This is a genomic window from Bradyrhizobium sp. AC87j1 (assembly GCF_002936975.1).
In the GTDB taxonomy this organism is placed as follows: domain Bacteria; phylum Pseudomonadota; class Alphaproteobacteria; order Rhizobiales; family Xanthobacteraceae; genus Bradyrhizobium; species Bradyrhizobium shewense.
Map to the genome: position 1 here is coordinate 49,785 of NZ_PTFE01000001.1, position 18,151 is coordinate 67,935.

An 18,151-nucleotide genomic window follows, 5' to 3' on the forward strand; every position below is an offset into this window, starting at 1 on the left:
CTTTTCCTATTTTAGCAAAAATGGACCGGCTGCTCCAACTCGAAGTCTTCTCCAAAACCGCTGAACTCGGCAGCCTGTCCAAGGCGGCCGAAATCCTGCGGATGTCGAACGCGGCCGCCAGCCGCCACCTCAGCGCGCTGGAGGAGCGGCTCGCAGTCCGGCTGATCGAGCGCAACACGCGCCGGCTATGGCTGACGGAGGCCGGGCAGGAGCTTCTGCAGCGCTGCAGCACATTGTTGAACGAGCTGGCCGAAGCCGAGGATGCCGTCTCCGACCGCGCGCTGTCGCCGAAGGGGATGCTGCGCGTGACGAGCTCGCTGTCCTTTGCGATGATCTATCTCGCGCCGATGCTGCCCGCCTTCCGCGCGCTCTATCCTGATCTCAGCGTGCAGATCATCAGCGCAAATCGCTATCTGGACTTCATCGAGGCTGGCATCGACGTGGCGATCCGCACGCGCGAGCACGAGCCGGATTCCAACATCATCGTCCGCCGCATCGGCCAGATGCACCGCGTGCTCGCGGCGGCGCCGTCATATCTGGAGAAGCACGGCCGGCCGGAGCACCCTGCCGATCTCGCCCGCCACAACATGCTGATCTACAATCTCGCCAACGATCCCTATTCGCTGCGGCTCAGCCAGGGCAGCACGACGCAGACGGTGCGGATCGCGCCGACGCTCGACAGCAATGACGGCCAGATCATCTGCGGTGCGGCACGCGCGGGGCTCGGCATCCTGATCCAGCCGCTTTACATCGTGCAGAGCGATATCGCGGCCGGCCGGCTGGTGCCTGTCCTGATGGGCTGGGAATTGCCGCTGCTCACCATGAACATCGCCTATCAAAACCGCGTCCGGCTGCCCGCCAAGATCAGGGTGTTTTCCGACTTCCTTGTCAGCCATATCCGCGAGCATTCCGAGCCGGGGATCTGGATCGACGCGGCGAAGTGAGCGGAAGGCAGTCATGTATCTCGGCATCGATCTCGGCACCTCCGCAGTCAAGACCGTTCTCGTCGACGGTGCCCAGCGCGTGATTGCAAGCGAAAGCCGGCCGCTGACGATCACCTCGCCGCAATCAGGTTATTCCGAGCAGGATCCCGCGCAGTGGATCGAGGCGACCTTTGCCACGCTCGATGCCCTGAAGGCGTCGCATGGAAACGAGCTGGCCGCGGTCAAGGGCATTGGACTATCCGGCCAGATGCATGGCGCCACGTTGCTCGATGCGAGCTTGAGGCCGCTGCGGCCCTGCATCCTCTGGAACGACGGACGCGCCGCCGCCGAGTGTCGCATTCTGGAGCAACGCTGGCCCGCCTTGCCTGCGGTGACGGGCAACAAGGCGATGGCTGGATTCACCGCGCCGAAACTGCTCTGGGTTGCGACGCACGAACCTGAGATTTTTGCAGCGACGAGACTCGTTCTGCTGCCGAAGGCCTATCTGCGCCTGGTGTTATCAGGCGAAGCCATCGAGGACGCCTCGGATGCGTCGGGATCCCTGTGGCTCGACGTCGCGCGCCGGGACTGGTCGGATGCAGCGCTCGCCGCGACTGGACTGTCGCGCGAGCACATGCCGCGTCTGGTCGAGGGATGCGCGCCTGCAACGACGCTGCGCAGCGAGCTCGCGCGACGCTGGGGTATGACCCGGCAGCCGGTGATCGCGGGCGGCGCCGGCGACAATCCGGCCGGCGCCGTCGGCATCGGCGCGACCGAGCCGGGAACCGCATTCATATCGCTGGGAACCTCGGGGGCCTTGCTGGCCCCGACCAACAGGATAGCCGCCAACCCCGACCGCGTCGTGCACACGTTCTGCCACGCCATTCCCGGCATGTGGATTCAGGCCGGCGCGATCCTCTCGGCTGCCTCCTGCCTCGCGTGGGCCGCGCGCCTGTTCGGGGTCACCGAGGCCGAGTTGCTGGCGCCGCTTGGATCGCATCCACAGGCGCCGTCGCCGGTGAGCTTCCTGCCTTATCTCGCGGGTGAGCGGACGCCGCACGACGATCCCGTCGTGCGCGGCATGCTCGATGGTTTGAGCCATGGCACCGATCGCGCGGCGATCGTGCAGGCGGTGCTTGAGGGCGTTGCCTTTGCACTGGCCGATTGCCGCGACGCGCTCGCCGATGCTGGCATTGTGATTACGGAAGCCGATGCTATTGGCGGTGGTTCACGGTCCGGCTTCTGGCTCGCGGTGCTGGCGAACGTGCTGAATGTTCCGATCCACCGCTTCGCCGGAGGTGAGACCGGCGCAGCGTTCGGTGCGGCGAGATTGGGGCGACTTGCTGTCACCGGTGAGGCGATCGCCACCGTTTGCACGCGACCGCAGCGCATCGAGACGTTCGAACCTGACACCGGGCTGACTGATGCTTATGCCGAACGGCTTCCCGCGTGGCGCGAACTGTATCGGCCCCGCCACTAGCATCGCCTCGATGCTACATTCCCGTCTGTTCGGTATTGCCCTGTGCCGCTGCCTTTTGTTTAATGCGCAAGCCGCGCTGACAGAATGATTGAGACGCGGGTGGGAAACGCATTGTGCGCCGGGAGGCACGATGAACGATCCGATCCTCGAGATGCGTGGGGTCTCGAAATCCTTCTTCGGCATCAAGGCGCTGCGTGCCGTCGATCTCACAGTCTATGCCGGCGAAATTCATGCCCTGATGGGTGAGAACGGCGCCGGCAAGTCGACGTTGATGAAGATCCTGTCCGGAGCCTACAGACCTGATCCCGGCGGCGAGATCCGCATCGAAGGACATCCGGTACGGATCGAAGGCCCGCTCGGCGGCCGCGCGGCGGGCATCTCCATCATCTATCAGGAGCTGTCGCTCGCACCCAATCTCAGCGTTGCCGAGAATATCTATCTGGGACGCGAGATATCGCGGACTGGATTGCTGGCGCGCGGTGCCATGCGCGAGGCCGTCGGTCCCATCCTGAAACGGCTCGGCGCGGACTTCCTGCCGTCGACGCTGGTGACGCATCTGTCCATGGGACAACGGCAGCTGGTCGAGATCGCACGTGCGCTGCACGCGAGATCGAAGATCCTGATCATGGACGAGCCGACCACGGCGCTGTCGGCCGGCGAGAGCGCACGGCTGTTCGCGCTGATCCGCCAGCTTCGCGCCGAGGGCCTCGCCATCATCTACATCTCGCATCGCATGGACGAGGTCTACGCGCTCGGCGACCGCGTCACCGTGCTGCGCGACGGCCGGCTGGTCGGCTCGCTCGACAAGGCCGAGATCCGTGCAGACACCATCGTGCGGCTGATGGTCGGGCGCGACGTCTCATCGTTCTACAAGAAGGACCATGATCCGGAGGCAGGACGCGGCCATCCCGTGCTCGCCGCGATCGACATGGCTGATGGATTTCGCGTGAAGGGCTGCTCGATCACCGTGCACGCTGGCGAGGTGGTGGGTCTCGCCGGCCTGATCGGCGCCGGCCGCACCGAGCTTGCGCATCTCATCATCGGCGCGTTGCCAAAAACCTCCGGCCGGCTCGAGCTGGAGGGGCGCCCGGTCGAGATCCGCACGCCGGGTGAGGCGCTCGATGCCGGGATCGCCTATCTAACCGAGGACAGGAAGGCGCTCGGTCTGTTTCTGGACATGTCATGTCTGGACAACATCAACCTCGCGGTGCTTGGCCGCGATGCGAAGCTCGGCTGGTTCCTGGATCGCGACAAGGCACGCGAGCGCGCCGATCGGGCCTTCGCAGGGCTCAGCATTCGCGCCGCCAATGTCGGCGCTCCCGCCGGTGGCCTGTCCGGCGGCAACCAGCAGAAGCTGCTGCTGTCGCGGCTACTTGCCATTGCGCCAAAGGTGCTGATCCTCGATGAGCCGACGCGCGGCGTCGATGTCGGCGCCAAGTCCGAGATCTATTCGATCATCGACAATCTCGCCAAGGCCGGCACCGCCATCCTGGTCATCTCGTCCGATCTGCCGGAGATCATCGGCATCTGTGACCGTGTCGTCGTCATGCGAGCCGGGCACATCGCCGGTGAGGTCAGGCGTGAAGCTGCGGTCGCACTGAACCAGGAAGACATCATGGCGCTTGCCACGGGGATGGAGCATCTCGATGCCTGACAATGGTGCTTCGCAGGCCAAGGCGGCATCGACGGCGACCAACGGTGCTGCCGCAGAGTCAAAGCGCCAGCGGGTGAGGGTGCTGATCAGCGCGCTCGGTATGTTGCCGGTGCTGCTGATCCTCTGCGGCGGCTTCCATTTCCTGTCCGAGGGCCGCTTCTTCACCGGACAAAATCTAGGCATCGTGCTGCAGCAGGCCGCGGTGAACACCGTGCTCGCCGCGGGCATGACCTTCGTCATCCTCACCGGCGGCATCGACCTTTCGGTCGGCTCGATCCTGGCGGCTTCCGCGATGGCCGGGTTGACGCTCTCCAAGATGCCGGAGCTCGGAATGCTGTGGCTGCCGGCCGCGCTGCTCACCGGCCTTGGCTTCGGTGTCGTCAACGGCGCGCTGATCGCGCTGCTCCGATTGCCGCCCTTCATCGTCACGCTCGGCTCTCTCACCGCGGTACGCGGCCTGGCGCGACTGCTCGGTGCCGACACCACGGTGTTCAATCCCTCGATTCCCTACGCCTTCATCGGCAACGGCTCGCTGACACTCATCCCCGGCGTCGCGTCGATCCCGTGGCTCTCGGTGATCGCCTTGCTCGTCATCCTCGTCTCGTGGCTGGTGTTGCGCCGGACCGTGCTCGGCGTGCACATCTATGCGGTGGGCGGCAATGAAAGTGCGGCGCGGTTAGCCGGCATCAAGGTCTGGGCCGTGCTGATCTTCGTCTACGGCGTCTCCGGGCTTTTCGCCGGGCTGGGCGGCGCCATGCAGGCGGCGCGGCTCTATGCGGCCAACGGCCTGCAGCTCGGCCAGTCCTACGAACTCGACGCCATCACCGCCGTGATCCTCGGCGGCACCTCATTCGTCGGCGGCATCGGCTCGATCTGGGGCACGCTGGTCGGCGCGTTGATCATCGCCGTGCTGTCGAATGGCCTGATCCTCGTCGGCGTCTCCGACATCTGGCAATATGTGATCAAGGGTTTGGTGATCATCGGTGCCGTCGCGCTCGACCGCTATCGGCTGCAAGGTTCGGCCAGGACGTGAAAGGTTCCGGTGCGGCTACTGGTCTGCCGTGCCTGACATGAAGACAGACCAGGGAGGAAGCCAATGTTGAAGACGATCACGCTCGCCGGCGCCGCGACGGCGCTTGCCCTAAGCGCCGCGCCATCCTTCGCCAAGGAGCTCAAGTCGATCGGCGTCTCGCTGGGGTCGATGGGCAATCCGTTCTTCGTCGCGCTGTCGAAGGGCGCCGAGTTCGAGGCGAAGAAGACCAATCCCAATGTGAAGATCACGACGGTCGGCTTCGAATACGACCTCGGCAAGCAGGTCACCCAGATCGACAATTTCATTGCCGCCGGCGTCGACCTGATCCTGCTCAACCCCGGCGATCCCAAGGCGATCGGGCCGGCGATCAAAAAGGCGCAGGCGGCAGGCATCGTCGTCGTCGCGGTCGACACCGCGGCCGAAGGCGCCGACGCCACCGTGACCACGAACAACGTGCAGGCCGGCGAGATCTCGTGCCAGTACATCGTCGACAAGCTGGGCGGCAAGGGCGATGTCATCATCGAGAACGGGCCGCAGGTCTCGGCGGTGATCGACCGCGTCGTCGGCTGCAAGAACGTCTTCTCGAAGAATTCCGGCATCAAGGTGTTGTCCAACGACCAGGACGGCAAAGGCTCGCGCGAGGGCGGCCTCACCGTTGCGCAGGGTTATCTGACGCGCTTCCCCAAGATCGACGCCATCTTCGCCATCAACGATCCGCAGGCGATCGGCACCGACCTTGCGGCGCGCCAGCAGAACCGCAGCGGTATCGTCATCACCGCGGTCGACGGCGCGCCCGATATCGAGGCGGCGCTGAAGGATCCGCAGTCGCCGCAGATCCAGGCCTCGGCTTCGCAGGACCCGTTCTTCATGGCGCGGCGGGCCGTGCAGGTGGGCGTCGGCATTCTCAATGGCCAGAAGCCAGCCTCGACCGTCGAGCTGCTGCCGTCCAAGCTGGTGACCAGGGACAACGTCGCCGAGTACAAGGGCTGGACCTCGGATCGTTCCCAGTAAAGCGCGCTTCCTTACCGGCAGCGCTCCAAGCACGACATGGCGGGCGGCGTTTTGATCCACGCCGCCCGCCGTGCCGGAGCCGCCATCACATGCGCTGACCGGCCGTACGAGCGCGCAGGCTGCCTCTTGTGTTAGCTTCGCACAACCTCGGTCGGTCGATTCGGAAGCAGATCTCGTGAAATCCAGGACATCCGGGACCGCGTGGCGGCATGCCAATATCGGTCGCCTGCTCAACAACGCGGTGCGGCGCTTCGAAGGCCGCGTGCTCGAATTGATGAGCGAGCGGGGACATGACGAAACCCGCATTGCCCATGTCAGCCTCACCCGCAATCTCGACGTGGAGGGCACACGGCTCACCGAGCTCGCCCGCCGGGCGTCCATGAGCAAGCAGGCGATGGGGGAGCTGGTCGATCAATGCGCAGAGCTCGGCCTCGTCGATCGCATCGCCGATCCGACCGACCGGCGCGCGCGCATCGTCATGTTCACGCCGGCCGGGCGCAAATGGCTCGATGCGTTCCGCGACGCCGTCGACATTGCCGAACGGGAGATGCGTACCGAGCTTGGCAAGCCCGCCATGGACGCGATCCTGAAAGGGCTGGCGGTTTATGGCGAGCGGTTCGACACGCTTGAGGATGCCGATTAGTCAGGTCACTTGACGATATCGTCAGGCAACCTTACCATGCAAAATCGTGCTGGTAGGGAGAAGCGTCTTGGAAACAGGTCTGACGGCCTCGGTGCTCATCGTGGGCGGGGGGCCATGCGGGCTGATGCTGGCCAACGAGCTCGGCCGGCGCGACGTGTCCGCGATACTGATCGACGAGAAGCCGGGTACCGCGTTCAATCCGCAAGCCAACGCGACGCAGGCGCGCTCGATGGAGCACTACCGGCGGCTGGGTTTTGCCGACGAGATCAGGCGCGAAGGTCTGCCCGCCGATTATCCGACCGATGTTGCGTATTTCACCCGCTACGCCGGTTACGAGCTGGCGCGGTTTCAACTGCCGTCGTCGTCGCGCGCAGGTGAGCTGATCAAGGGCCTGTCGGGCTCCTGGAGCGCGGCCGAGCTCCCGCATCGCGTCTCGCAGAAATATGTCGAGGCGGTGCTGCGTCGCCATGCCGAACGGCTTCCAGGCATCACGCTGAACTATGGCCACCGGCTGGTCAGCTACGTCGAAAGCGACGACGGCATCGTCGGCGAGATCGAATGTCTTGACAACGGCAGCCGCTTTCAGGTCCGGGCCGACTTCCTCGTCGGGGCCGACGGGCCGCGCTCCCACGTCCGCCAGTCGCTCGGCATCGTCTATGGCGGCGAGACCGGGACGCAGCGCGACTTCATGGGCGGCCGCATGCTGGCTGTGTATCTCCGCTCGCCGGAGTTCTATGCGAGCATCCCGCACGCCAAGGCGTGGATGTACAATTGCTTCAATGGTGACCGCCGGGCCTTCATGGCCTCGGTGAACGGACGCGACGAATTCGCGTTTCACACCCAGCTGCGGCCGGGTGAAGACGAGAGTGCGATCACGGTCGACGAGGCCAGGGCCGCGTTCCAGCGCGCCTGCGGCGCTCCGATCGAATGCGAGGTGCTGTCCTTCCTGACCTGGACCGCAGGTCACGCGCTGGTCGCGAACGGCATGCAGCTGGGCAGGGTGTTCCTCGGCGGCGACGCGGCGCATCTGTTCACGCCGACCGGCGGGCTCGGCTACAACACTGCGATCGAGGACGCGGTCAATCTCGGCTGGAAGCTTGCAAGCGTCGTCAAGGGCGTAAGCCCGGTATCGATGCTCGACAGCTACGAGGTCGAGCGGCGTCCGGTGGCGCTCCGCAACACCGACTATGCCCGGCGCTTCGCGGACTCCCTTGGTCTCTTCGCGCCCGCGCCAGACATCGAGGACGCCACGGACGAAGGCAACGAAGCGCGGCGGACGGCAGGCATCTATCTCGAACAGCACGCCCGTGCCGAATTCAACATTCCCGGCGTCACCTTTGGCGGGCGTTACGACGGCTCTCCGATCATCGTCTCCGACGGCAGCCAGCCGCCGCCTGATGCTGCGAACGTCTACATTCCCAGCGCCTGTCCCGGTGGCCGCGCACCGCATGCGTGGCTGGAGAACGGTGTGTCCCTGTATGATTTGTTCGGATTCGAGTGGACGTTGCTCCAGTTCGGCGAGGTTGCGCCGGCGCCGGCTGCGGTCGCCGACACCGTCCGCGTGCTCGGGGCGGATGTGAAGCTAGTCACGCTGCCGGGATCCTTGCGCGAACTCTATGATGCCGACCTTGCTTTGATACGTCCCGACCAGATCGTGGCCTGGCGTGGCAGCGCGTCACAGGCCGGAACGATCGGGCGTGTCCTCGCCCGCGCGCTGGGGCACAGCGCAAGCGACGGCGCGCCGGCGGCTTCAGCCGGCGGTGTATGAACTGGTGCGCGGAGACTGAACGGCGGACGGAAGCTTGCTCGCGAAGGCGCGGGTCTTGGGCTGGACACGCGATCCGTCGATCACCTCGAGCCGGCCGCAGCGGTTCAGCGTGTGCAGCTTTCTGCCGGGCCACACCGGTCCGGGCTTCAAGGAATGGCGAACGATCTGCTTGAAGGCCGTCGGCGACAGCTCGATCACTTCCGCCAGCGCGAGCGCCGCACCGTATCCGTCGGCACAGTTCTGGACCGGGCGCCACAATTGGTCATTGATGGTCACGAAATTCCCCGCCGGCCGCGTGCTTGCACGGTCGATCAGGACCGGATTGCTGGCATGCGGCAACCAGGGTCCCAGGAGGTGCTCGGCGTAATAGATCGCCAGCGAGTCCGAATAGCCGCCGGTTCCGTCGCGCCAGGCGCCGAACAGATAATGCAGGCCCTTGTGCCGCGTGATCGTGACGTCGGCGAGCTCAAGGCCTGAAAGGAGCGTCGCGTGTCGTTCCCATTTGTCCGGGAACCGAACGCATTTGTAGAGGGCGACGTCCCCGTGGATCGAGCTCTCCGGGATCATCCACAAATCATCGCCGCCGTCTTCGATCAGGAAGGGATAGGAGAGGTGCCAGGGCTCCTCCAGCACGGGCACGACCTCGCCGGTCGGCCCATAGTCGCCGAACTCGATCGCCGAAATGATGCCTTTTCCGACCCGGTGATCGAGGTCTTCGAAGAAGACGAACGTTCGGCCCTGCCACGTGACGGGAAAGGGATCGGCGTAGAAGTGATTGCCGGGATCGGGAAGAATGTTCCAGCCTGGTCCAGACAGGTCGCCCGTCTGCCAGACGCCTGCGCCGTCGTTGAAACGCCATCCGACATGCCAATGCGGGGCGTAACAGCAGAGGCGATAAATCTCCTTGGCAATCGAGACGGCAAGGCCGCGCGCGACATAGCCTGCGGGACCCCGGCGCGGGCTATCTTCGGCGGGACGCGCCAGTTGCGGCACAATCCGCGGCCGTCCCGACAGGAGCGCCGACACCATGGTCAGCGTTCGCGCCATGACGGTTTCGAGTGCGCCGCTGAGGCCTGCGGCAATTTCTCCGGATGGATGGCCGCGATCGACGAGCGAGCCGTCGACTTCGTTGACGATGTCGATCACCGGCAGGTCGCCGGCCAGAATGGCGGCGAGCGCGGCGTTTTCGCCTGCAACCCCATTGAACAGCGGACGAAGATACAGCCGGGCGGAGCTGTTCGGATCGCGCGCGGCGCCGGTGAAGTCGACGACCACGTCGGCTGTCCCGGTGCGAACCTGCGTCTGTTCCGGAGCGATGTTCAGCCTGTTGGCGCCGCTGTGTTTGCCCTTGTGCAACACCAGGCGTTCGAGCTCGAACAGGGCGTCGAGACCTGTGGGGCGCGGCTCTGCCGTCGCCGCCCACGCGATTTGAACCGGAACCTGCCGGCCGTCGATCAACAGCGTCTCGCGGCCCATCCACCGCCGCGCATGCTCACGTTCACAGCGAAACTCGATGATCATGTCGAGCCAATCTATTCCAAGGTATCAGGTCAAATGACCTGGCCGAGAATCCGAACGTATTCCTCCACCATGGCATCTACCGAATAGCGCAGCCGCAGGCCTTTGGCGTTTTGTCGCAGTTCGTCGCTCAAATGTTGGTCCGTCAGCAGCCTGGAGACGGCTGCAGAAAGCTTCGCATGATCGGAGGCGTCGACGAACACTGCGGTCGGCTTTCCTTCGTAGGACAACACTTCGCGCAGGACGGGAAGATCGGTGACGACGGAGGGAACACCGGCGTTCGCAGCCTCGACCGCGGCCAGACCGAAGGTCTCGGCCTGTGTCGGGAATACGAACACGTCCAGGCAGGCCAGAAAGTCCGCCATCCGGCTGGGCGAGATTTCCCCGAGCAAATGCAGCCTGTCCGACACCTTCAATTCACTCGCCAGCAGCTTCAGCCGGGCCTCGTCGGCTCCCTGGCCGGCAAGCGCGAGGTGCCAGGACGGTTGATCCGGCAGCAGACGTATCGCCAGGTCGAGACGCTTGTGCGGATGCAGCCTCGCTGCGCAGCCGAGCAATATGCGATCCGGCGGCAGGTTGAACTTTTGTCGTGCGGCCTCCTTCGACAGGGTGAGGGCCTTGTCGTCGAAGCCGTGCGGGACATGCACCATGCGCGACCGGTAGGCCGCGGGGTAGCGCGAATATTCGCGCTCCATGTCCCGCGAATTGAGCGTGATGCGGTCGAAGAAGCCAAGGCTACCCATGACGATGTCGGCCGTGCGGACCGGCCAGCTCATCGACAGCGCAGATGAAACCTGATTGGCGACGACAGGTGCGCGGCTGACGAGGCGCGTCACGCCGCCGCCGATGACGTTGCCGAAATGCTGGAATGTCAGGACGGCGTCGGGCTTGATGGTGCTGATATGACGGCCGAGCGTCCACAGCATCCGCAGCAGTGCCACCGGATTGCCGGGCCGGCTCGGCGCGCAATAGAGCGTATCGGGCGGCTCGTCGAAGGAATCCGATTTACGGAAGAAGAAGAGATTGCTGACGCGGTAGCCGCGCGCGATCAGCCCGGCGCCAAGAAGCCTGGAGATCTCCTGCGCTCCGGCGTTCTCGGCCTGGGTTTGCGCGAGAAGCACGTGCAGCTTTCGTCCGCTGCGGTTCGACCGCGCGGGTGCCGTCGCGGTCGTCTCGCCCAATTCCTTATTCGGCTGATAGTGGAGCACCGATCCCGACCCGCTAAAGAAACGAAATCTTCACCTTCTTAACTCCGTACCTATCATGCGGGCATCGCGTGGACACCGACTAGCAACAAACGGAGTTAATGCCAGGCTTGGCAGTCGACATCGTTCCCGCAGCCATTTCACTGGTTCCCGAATGCTGCGCAGCGAGCGCGTTAACCAATCGATCTTGCGCGCGGCCAGCGCGAGGTCGCGGACCACAGGGCGACGGCGTGATTGAGGCCTAGTCGCTGGAGTCGGCGCCGCGCACTGCATAATTGCCGCGCTTCAAGGCGGAGAAGCGCAGCAGCACGAGGATCGAAGGATCCACCCCTGTTCGCCGGCGGCAGAGGACGTTCAGGGCAATGGTCGCGAGCGCCAGCGACACGGTCGCCGAAATCGCCGCGCCAAGCAGGCCGAGCCAGGGAATGAGGATGAGAAATCCCACGAGCCGCAGCGCGACATTGGCAGCAACGACCGGAACGTAGATCCGTTCGTGGCCGGTCAGCTGAAGGATTGCAGCAGACGGGCCGCCTGCGGCCTGGATGGCCGTCCCGATTGCGAGCACGATCAAGACCGAGTGCTGCGCGGTGAAATGAGGTCCGAACAGGTTGAGGAGATAGGGGCCGCCGATCCAGATCGTTGCGAGCCCGGCGACCACGCATAGCGCGGTCACCTCCGCCATCAGCTGCAAGGTTCGCTCGAACTCCTGGTGGTTCTTGCTGAAATACAGCGAGGGAAGCCGGCGGGCTCCGAACGTGTATAGCGCCGCAGACAGCATGGCGAAGATATTGGCAAGGCGCGATGCGGCAAAGTAGATACCGGCAGTCACCGGATCCAGCATCCAGTACACCAGAATGACGTCGAAATACTGGTTTGCGGCTTCAAGGATGGATGCAAGCCAGAAGTGCAGGGCGCTCGAGCGCCAGCGGGACGTTTCGGAGCGCGCCAGCGTACCGCGCAAATCCGGCAGCACGCGCGCGATCGAAACGATCTGCGCAACCAGGCCCACCGATATGGCAAGTGTCATCACCGCCATCAACTCGGCGGGATCGAGTTGCCGATGGCCCAGCAGCATGGCGAGCAGAAACAGGACGACGATGACTCGCCAGAAGAACTCGCGATTTCCTTCGCCCGTGAGAATGCTGACCAGCGAGCGTGCGATCTGGCTGCCGAGCATCACTCCGGCAGTCGCGGCCGTATAGGCCGACACCGCAAGTATGAGCAGCCACCCGTCGCCTCTCATGTCCGCCGCGATGGCGATCCCGATGATCACAATCAGCATTGCGACCGAGGTAATCTTGAAGCTCGATAGGAGGACACCTTTGGTGAGGTCCGGCCTGTCGCTGACCTGATACTCGTTCAGGAACCGCACCAGCAACGATTCCTGGCCGACCAGTCCCACGACGGCGGCGATCTGGGCAACCGAAAGCCAGGTCGCAAAGATACCGAAGCCATCGGGCGACATCGTTCGTGCCGCCAGCGAAAACAACGCAAACGCGAGCGCGCCGCTACCAACCTTGAGCAGGATGGTACCGACGACACCGCGCGTGACATCGCGCCGCATGAGCTGGAGGATAGATTTAATCATGGAAGTTTAAGGAGCTGCTCTCTCCTGAAGAGACATATTCCGAAATCGGTGACAACCTAGCATGCCGAAAAACCGCGAGTGTTAATGCGGCATCCAGGATATCGCCCCGCGACTCGATATCGCGATGACGCCTATTGCTCCACTGTGGAACATCGCCGTCCCCGTTGTCCCAAATAGAGCAGCGCCCAGCTCGGGCCGGTTGACGGCATTAGTGCCGCATCGACGGCCGATAATGGCGAGATCAGGCGCTTGAATGCGGAATGGCTCGCCGGGATCGACCGAAGAGTGCCGGAAGCCGGAATTTACCGAGAATCCCGAGCAAGAGGCGTGCCGACTTTCGTCTGGGCGGCCGGCTCCCCCGCTTCATTAACCTCGATACCGAGAAATGATCGCGTTTGGTCCTGCGATGCGACATCAGGCCGGAGAATTGCACGTGCGGCTTTGGTTGACCGTGGGAGCCTGGATCATGACGGCGGATAGAACTGTGACCGAGCCGATCGGCGCAGCTGGCTCTTCGACGATCGTTGCGGACATCGCGATCGTCGGTGGTGGCCTTGCAGGATCGCTTGCAGCGGCCGTGCTGGCGCGGGCAGGGCATCGCATCGCACTGATCGACAAGCGGGCGATCTATCCGGACGAGTTCCGGGTGGAAAAGATCGGCGGCCATCAATTGGCGATGCTCCGCAAGCTGGGCTTCCTCGACGCGCTCGAAAATGTCGCTTGTCGATATGATCAGGTGCTCAATATCCGGGAAGGCAAGGTGGTCGATGTCAGCGTCGGCCAGGCCTACGGATTTCCCTATGCCGATCTCGTCGCCATGGCGCGCAGCCGGATCCCCGATCCATCCGATCTGATCGTCGACGAGGTCACCGCGATCAGCTGCAGCGACGACATCCAGCATCTCGAACTGGCCTCCGGACGGCGCGTGACTGCGCGTCTCGTCGTTCTCGCCACGGGCATGGCGGCGGCTCTCGGTTATAAACTCGGTATCAAGCGGCAGATTCTGGCCGAACGCCATTCGGTTTCGTTCGGCTTCACGATCGCCCGCCGCGATGGCGCGCCGTTCGATTTCGAGGCGCTGACCTGCTATGGCGAGCGCACGGCCGACGGCATCGACTATCTCAGCCTGTTTCCGGTTCGCGCCGGCATGCGGGCCAATCTCTTCATGTTCCGCGACCCGACCGATCCGATCATGCGCGAGCTGCGTCGTGAGCCGGAAGCGACAGTTCTGCGTCTGCTGCCGGGATTGCGGCCCTATCTCGGCGATTTCCGCGTCACCGACCGTGTCCAGAACTGGGTGATGGATCTGACCGTCGTCGAGGGACATCTCCAGCCCGGCATCGTGCTCATCGGCGATGCGTTCCAGACCAATTGTCCTGCCGCCGGCACGGGCGTCGCGCGTCTGCTGGTGGACGTCGATCGTCTGTGCACCGAATATGCGCCGAAGTGGCTCGCGACCCCAGGCATGGACCAGGAGAAGATCACGCAGTTCTATTCCGATCGCGACAAGATCGCGGCGGATCAGCAGTCTCTGAAGATGGCGCGTTTCCGCCAGGCCCTGACGTCACGCAACGATATCGGCTGGGATGTTCGGCGCCGGCTGCACTTCCTGCGGCGCAGCCTGGCACACCGCGTCGATCAAATGCATCCCGGCTGGCTCGGGCGTGTTCGCGGGGCGTTGCGCGCCTGAGTTTCGCGGCCCTTCGCCTGCCGTCCTTCAGCGCGTGGGAGTTGGAGTGCGGGCGGGCAGGAGCCGCAAATCCGACAGCCGCTTGGCCGCCAGTTTGAGCCAGGGAGCCTGCTTTAGCGCGAACAGGGCGATGGCACCTGCGGTGCTGCCGGCTTTCGTGATCGCCCACATCGGCGAGGGCTGTCCGCCGAACAATTTCTTGTATGGCTCGTCACCAATGGTGAAATCGAGCATCTGATCGCCGCGCTCGATGCAATCCCGCGCTACCTGCTCGAACATCAGCGCGCCCAGGGACTGGCTCTTGTACCCGGCAATGTCGAAGGCGCTCATGATGATGAGGAAGCTGCCCTGATGGCAGAGGCCGAGCACGGCGGCGATCACTTCGCCGTCCATCTTCATGGCATAGAGACGCACAAAGGAGCCGAGACCACGAAGGGCCACGTCGGAATAGAAACCGAAATATTCGGGACGCTGGAGCAGATCTCCGTCGCCTTGCGCCTGAAAGCGCGGACCGCGAAACTTCCTCATCACATCCAGCGCTTCGAGCACGGAGGCGCTGTCGTTGCTGCATGAGAAGCTCAGCGCGCCCTTCTTCTGAAGCTGACGATATTTCTTTGCAAGCTCCTTCTGATAGGAGCGATCGATCGCACTGGCCCGCCATTGCTCGAACGGCGCGACGAGAACCGTCGCGTAGGCATTGGTGTCCATCGATACGCGGCGCGATGCGGCCAGGAGGTTCTCGATCGGAAGCCGCCCGTCGGGCAGCTTGGTCATCCGGAGCAGATCGAAAGGTCGAACGAGGCGCCGAATCTCCGCGCATGCGTCCGCGTCGTCGAGCAGTTGCGAAAACACTTTCTGGCTGCAAACCGGCGCCAGATAGTCGGAGACGCGGAGGTCGGCGAACTCGACGGTTCGGATCGGGCCGCGCCGGATCCGGAGCAAGGGCAGCACCATCGCAAGGGCGCCCGTCGCGCGGTGGCGGACCACGACGACCAGAGGTGTTGCACCCGCATCCGAAGCGAGCCTGGTGTAGAGGCTGTGCAGCCAGATCGGATGCTGGAACGCAGTGGCGGCCGAGCGATCAAACAGCTCGGCATATTCCGGAGACAGAAAGTCGAACGCCTGCTCGATGACGATGTCGAAGGTGTTGCTAAGCTTGTTCATGCGCAATCAGGGAAACCGGATAATTCGCGAAGTCGATCGAACCTGGCTCCGCTTTATAGCAGGGTCGTTACGGGCTAGACACCGGCGGTGTGCGATTTGCATTAACGCTCAACCACGTTCGTATCGTTACCAAATTCTTAAATCTCGGGGCCGTTTGGACTTGGTCTCGGGATGAGATTGTGCAGAGGCGGCCTGATGCCAGACAAGGCTCCGGGCAGCCGAAGTTCACTCGCCCCAACGAAACCGACAGCCGGCAGAGACATCCGTCGTTCGTGCGGCAAGCGACGATGCTCTCGGCCGGGCGTGGGCCTCCTGGCAGCTCGGCACGCAGCTTTCGACAGCGCCCAGGTCTGGAGACCGGACGTCAGGCGTGCCCTGGTGTCTCCGCCGCATCGAAGCGGTGCCCGCGGCTCGGCTGCATAGTTTTGCTGCACCACGATATGAATCGCGGCAGCTTTCGCTGCAATAACGCGCTTGACTTCACAACTGATCTCAACGACCGTATCACACAAGCGTTGGGCAGTTCGGCCCGTCAACGCAATGAGCTTCAACCATTTCCAACATCACGCCGGTTTCGCGTGCTCGGTTGGCGGCGAGGGCGCCCTCGGCTTAACAGCCGACGGGCGCCTTTTTATTTTGGAACGAGTGATGGCGCGGACGAACTATCGGATCGGCGTGATGCTGTCGACGACGGGATCCTACAGCGTCGTTGCGCGCTCGATGCTGAACGGGGCGCTGCTCGCCTTTCGCGAAATCAATGCGGGCCATGACGACATTGCGCTGGAGCCGGTCGTGGTCAATCCGGCCGGCGACCTTGCGAGCTATCGCTCGCTCAGCCTCCAGCTGCTCGGTTCCGGCGTCCGGCACGTGGTCGGCTGCTACACCTCGTCGAGCCGCAAGGAGGTGATTCCCTGCTTCGAGAAGTTCGACGGACTGCTTTGGTACCCGTCTCACTACGAAGGATTCGAGAGCTCCGACAACGTCATCTATACCGGCGCGGCGCCGAACCAGCACGTGCTGCCGCTCGTCGACTATCTGGCATCCCGCGTCGGCTCGCGCGCCTTCTGCGTCGGCTCCAATTACATCTGGGCCTGGGAAAACAATCGCATCTTCCGGGAGGCACTCGCCGCGCGCGGTGGCACCGTGCTTGCCGAGCGATATCTCTCGGTCGGCGACACCGAGGTCGACCAGGTGATCGCGGCGATCATCGATCAGCGTCCGGACTTCGTCTTCAACAATTTGATCGGCACCAGCGCTTACGCCTTCTTCCGGGCGTTCCGGGCCGCCTGCCGTGCGCGTGGCATCGATCAGGCGGCTGAAATCCCGGTCGCGAGTTGCACGCTGTCGGAGCCGGAATTGCCGGAGATCGGTCCGGATGCTGTCGATGGACATCTGTCCTCGAGTGTTTATTTCTCCTCGCTGAATTCGGCGGAAAACGGCGCCTTCATTCGCGCCTACACCTCGTCATTTCCGGATGGACCGGTCTCGTCGGCAGACGCCGAAGCATCCTACATCGCCGTCAAGCTGCTCGGCGCGGCCCTGTCACAAGCCGGCACCGACGACGCCCGCACGGTACGCGCCGCTGTGGCAGACCAGCGGCTGTGCGCTCCGCAAGGCGAGGTCCGCATCGACCGCCAGACCTTCCACGCCTGGCTCACGCCCCGGATTGGTCGGTCGACGGTCAGCGGGCAGTTCGAAGTCCTTCTGGAATCGCGCGAGCCGATCGCGCCAGATCCCTATCTCGTTCAGTCGTCGCCGCGCTTTGCCAGCGCCATGCGCTCTCCGCTTTTGAAGGTGGTGCAATCATGAGCTCCCGACTGTTACAGAACTTCAAGGGCGGCCGTGCCATCGTCGTTACCCGGCGAGGCGGATGGGAGAGCGCGCTCGAAACGACGCTGGCCAAGCTTGGCGTCTCCACCGAATATCCGGAGATCATCGACGGTCGTGCGCAGATTGATGTCGCAAGCCTTCAGGCCGAGCGGGACATCCTGTTCATCGACGGCGATCTCGAAGGCGCGGTAGCGATCGAGGTCAATCCCGGCTCGCGCTTGCCGCCGGTGCCGGTGATCGGCCTCGTCGGCGTCGAGGCGCCGAGCCGGCTCAAGGCGCTCGTCAATCTCGGCGCAACCTCGTTCCTGCGTAAGCCCGTGCACGGCGGCGCGGTCTACACGTCCCTGTTCATGGGCATCAACCAGTTCCTGCTGCGCGCCGAGATGTATGAGCGCCTTCAAGGCCTCGAGGAGCGCCGCCGCGGCCGGCGCGCGGTGATCCGGGCGGTCGTCCTGCTGATGCAGCAAGACGGCCTCGACGAGGAAGGAGCCTATTCCCAGCTCCGCCGCGACAGCATGCGCGCGCGGCAGAACATGGAACTCTATTGCGAGGAGTTTATGAGCAAGCGGGCGAAGCCGCCCGATACGTCCGGCCGCACAACCGGCATCACGCTGCAAGGCGGCAACAAGCAAGCCATCTAGGAG

General features: G+C 64.0%; 14 protein-coding genes. 10 read left to right on the top strand and 4 right to left on the bottom strand.

What is annotated here, in order from left to right:
- Positions 1-20 precede the first annotated feature (20 nt).
- From CV770_RS00240 to CV770_RS00270, 7 genes are all read left to right on the top strand, one after another.
- Positions 21-944, top strand: coding sequence for a LysR family transcriptional regulator (locus CV770_RS00240; RefSeq protein ID WP_091952713.1), 924 nt, complete (start codon positions 21-23; stop codon positions 942-944).
- 13 nt (positions 945-957) lie between these two features.
- A complete protein-coding gene (gene xylB / locus CV770_RS00245) occupies positions 958-2,403 on the top strand; it encodes a xylulokinase (protein WP_104460933.1) in 1,446 nt (481 codons plus the stop codon).
- A gap of 130 nt (positions 2,404-2,533) precedes the next feature.
- Positions 2,534-4,057, top strand: a complete 1,524-nt coding sequence (locus CV770_RS00250) for a sugar ABC transporter ATP-binding protein (RefSeq protein WP_104460934.1) — start codon at positions 2,534-2,536, stop codon at positions 4,055-4,057.
- Positions 4,050-5,090 carry an ABC transporter permease subunit gene (locus CV770_RS00255; protein WP_091952707.1) on the top strand — a complete coding sequence of 347 codons (1,041 nt, stop codon included), beginning with the start codon at positions 4,050-4,052 and terminating at the stop codon, positions 5,088-5,090. Before CV770_RS00250 ends, CV770_RS00255 begins: the two co-directional genes overlap by 8 nt.
- 63 nt (positions 5,091-5,153) lie before the next feature.
- On the top strand, positions 5,154-6,101 hold the full coding sequence (locus CV770_RS00260; RefSeq protein ID WP_104460935.1) for an ABC transporter substrate-binding protein: 948 nt from the start codon (positions 5,154-5,156) through the stop codon (positions 6,099-6,101).
- A 175-nt stretch (positions 6,102-6,276) separates the two neighbouring features.
- Positions 6,277-6,744, top strand: coding sequence for a MarR family winged helix-turn-helix transcriptional regulator (locus CV770_RS00265; protein ID WP_104460936.1), 468 nt, complete (start codon positions 6,277-6,279; stop codon positions 6,742-6,744).
- Positions 6,745-6,790: 46 nt separating this feature from the next.
- Positions 6,791-8,512: an FAD-dependent oxidoreductase gene (locus tag CV770_RS00270; protein ID WP_104460937.1), complete on the top strand. Its 1,722-nt coding sequence runs from the start codon at positions 6,791-6,793 to the stop codon at positions 8,510-8,512.
- On the opposite strand, the gene CV770_RS00275 is transcribed toward CV770_RS00270, so the two are convergent.
- The 3 genes from CV770_RS00275 to CV770_RS00285 form a co-directional block, all read right to left on the bottom strand.
- A complete protein-coding gene (locus CV770_RS00275; RefSeq protein ID WP_104460938.1) occupies positions 8,495-10,033 on the bottom strand; it encodes a glucosamine inositolphosphorylceramide transferase family protein in 1,539 nt (512 codons plus the stop codon). The genes CV770_RS00270 and CV770_RS00275 overlap by 18 nt on opposite strands.
- A 29-nt stretch (positions 10,034-10,062) precedes the next feature.
- On the bottom strand, positions 10,063-11,238 hold the full coding sequence (locus CV770_RS00280) for a glycosyltransferase family 4 protein (RefSeq protein WP_104460939.1): 1,176 nt from the start codon (positions 11,236-11,238) through the stop codon (positions 10,063-10,065).
- 238 nt (positions 11,239-11,476) lie between these two features.
- On the bottom strand, positions 11,477-12,823 hold the full coding sequence (locus tag CV770_RS00285) for a lipopolysaccharide biosynthesis protein (RefSeq protein ID WP_104460940.1): 1,347 nt from the start codon (positions 12,821-12,823) through the stop codon (positions 11,477-11,479).
- Between the two features lie 466 nt (positions 12,824-13,289).
- Here CV770_RS00285 and CV770_RS00290 point away from each other — a divergent pair, with 466 nt between their 5' ends.
- Entirely contained in the window at positions 13,290-14,513 is a 1,224-nt protein-coding gene (locus CV770_RS00290; protein ID WP_201759640.1) for an FAD-dependent oxidoreductase, read from the top strand.
- A 27-nt stretch (positions 14,514-14,540) separates the two neighbouring features.
- Here CV770_RS00290 and CV770_RS00295 read toward each other — a convergent pair whose 3' ends face one another.
- Positions 14,541-15,677, bottom strand: a complete 1,137-nt coding sequence (locus CV770_RS00295; RefSeq protein WP_104460941.1) for a GNAT family N-acetyltransferase — start codon at positions 15,675-15,677, stop codon at positions 14,541-14,543.
- A 648-nt stretch (positions 15,678-16,325) separates the two neighbouring features.
- On the opposite strand from CV770_RS00295, the gene CV770_RS00300 reads away from it, so the two are divergent.
- Together CV770_RS00300 and CV770_RS00305 are read left to right on the top strand one after the other, a co-directional pair.
- Positions 16,326-17,486 (top strand): transporter substrate-binding domain-containing protein, encoded by a 1,161-nt coding sequence (locus CV770_RS00300; RefSeq protein WP_091952690.1) that lies wholly within the window; start codon positions 16,326-16,328, stop codon positions 17,484-17,486.
- Positions 17,483-18,148 carry an ANTAR domain-containing response regulator gene (locus tag CV770_RS00305; RefSeq protein WP_028142502.1) on the top strand — a complete coding sequence of 222 codons (666 nt, stop codon included), beginning with the start codon at positions 17,483-17,485 and terminating at the stop codon, positions 18,146-18,148. The genes CV770_RS00300 and CV770_RS00305 overlap by 4 nt, the downstream gene beginning before the upstream one ends.
- Positions 18,149-18,151: the final 3 nt, after the last annotated feature.

Bases quoted from the DNA above. Each gene is read 5' to 3' on its own strand.
- CV770_RS00240 (WP_091952713.1), top strand. From the start codon at position 21: ATGGACCGGCTGCTCCAACTCGAAGTCTTCTCCAAAACCGCTGAACTC.
- xylB (WP_104460933.1), top strand. From the start codon at position 958: ATGTATCTCGGCATCGATCTCGGCACCTCCGCAGTCAAGACCGTTCTC.
- CV770_RS00250 (WP_104460934.1), top strand. From the start codon at position 2,534: ATGAACGATCCGATCCTCGAGATGCGTGGGGTCTCGAAATCCTTCTTC.
- CV770_RS00255 (WP_091952707.1), top strand. From the start codon at position 4,050: ATGCCTGACAATGGTGCTTCGCAGGCCAAGGCGGCATCGACGGCGACC.
- CV770_RS00260 (WP_104460935.1), top strand. From the start codon at position 5,154: ATGTTGAAGACGATCACGCTCGCCGGCGCCGCGACGGCGCTTGCCCTA.
- CV770_RS00275 (WP_104460938.1), bottom strand. From the start codon at position 10,033: ATGATCATCGAGTTTCGCTGTGAACGTGAGCATGCGCGGCGGTGGATG.
- CV770_RS00285 (WP_104460940.1), bottom strand. From the start codon at position 12,823: ATGATTAAATCTATCCTCCAGCTCATGCGGCGCGATGTCACGCGCGGT.
- CV770_RS00290 (WP_201759640.1), top strand. From the start codon at position 13,290: ATGACGGCGGATAGAACTGTGACCGAGCCGATCGGCGCAGCTGGCTCT.
- CV770_RS00295 (WP_104460941.1), bottom strand. From the start codon at position 15,677: ATGAACAAGCTTAGCAACACCTTCGACATCGTCATCGAGCAGGCGTTC.
- CV770_RS00300 (WP_091952690.1), top strand. From the start codon at position 16,326: ATGGCGCGGACGAACTATCGGATCGGCGTGATGCTGTCGACGACGGGA.
- CV770_RS00305 (WP_028142502.1), top strand. From the start codon at position 17,483: ATGAGCTCCCGACTGTTACAGAACTTCAAGGGCGGCCGTGCCATCGTC.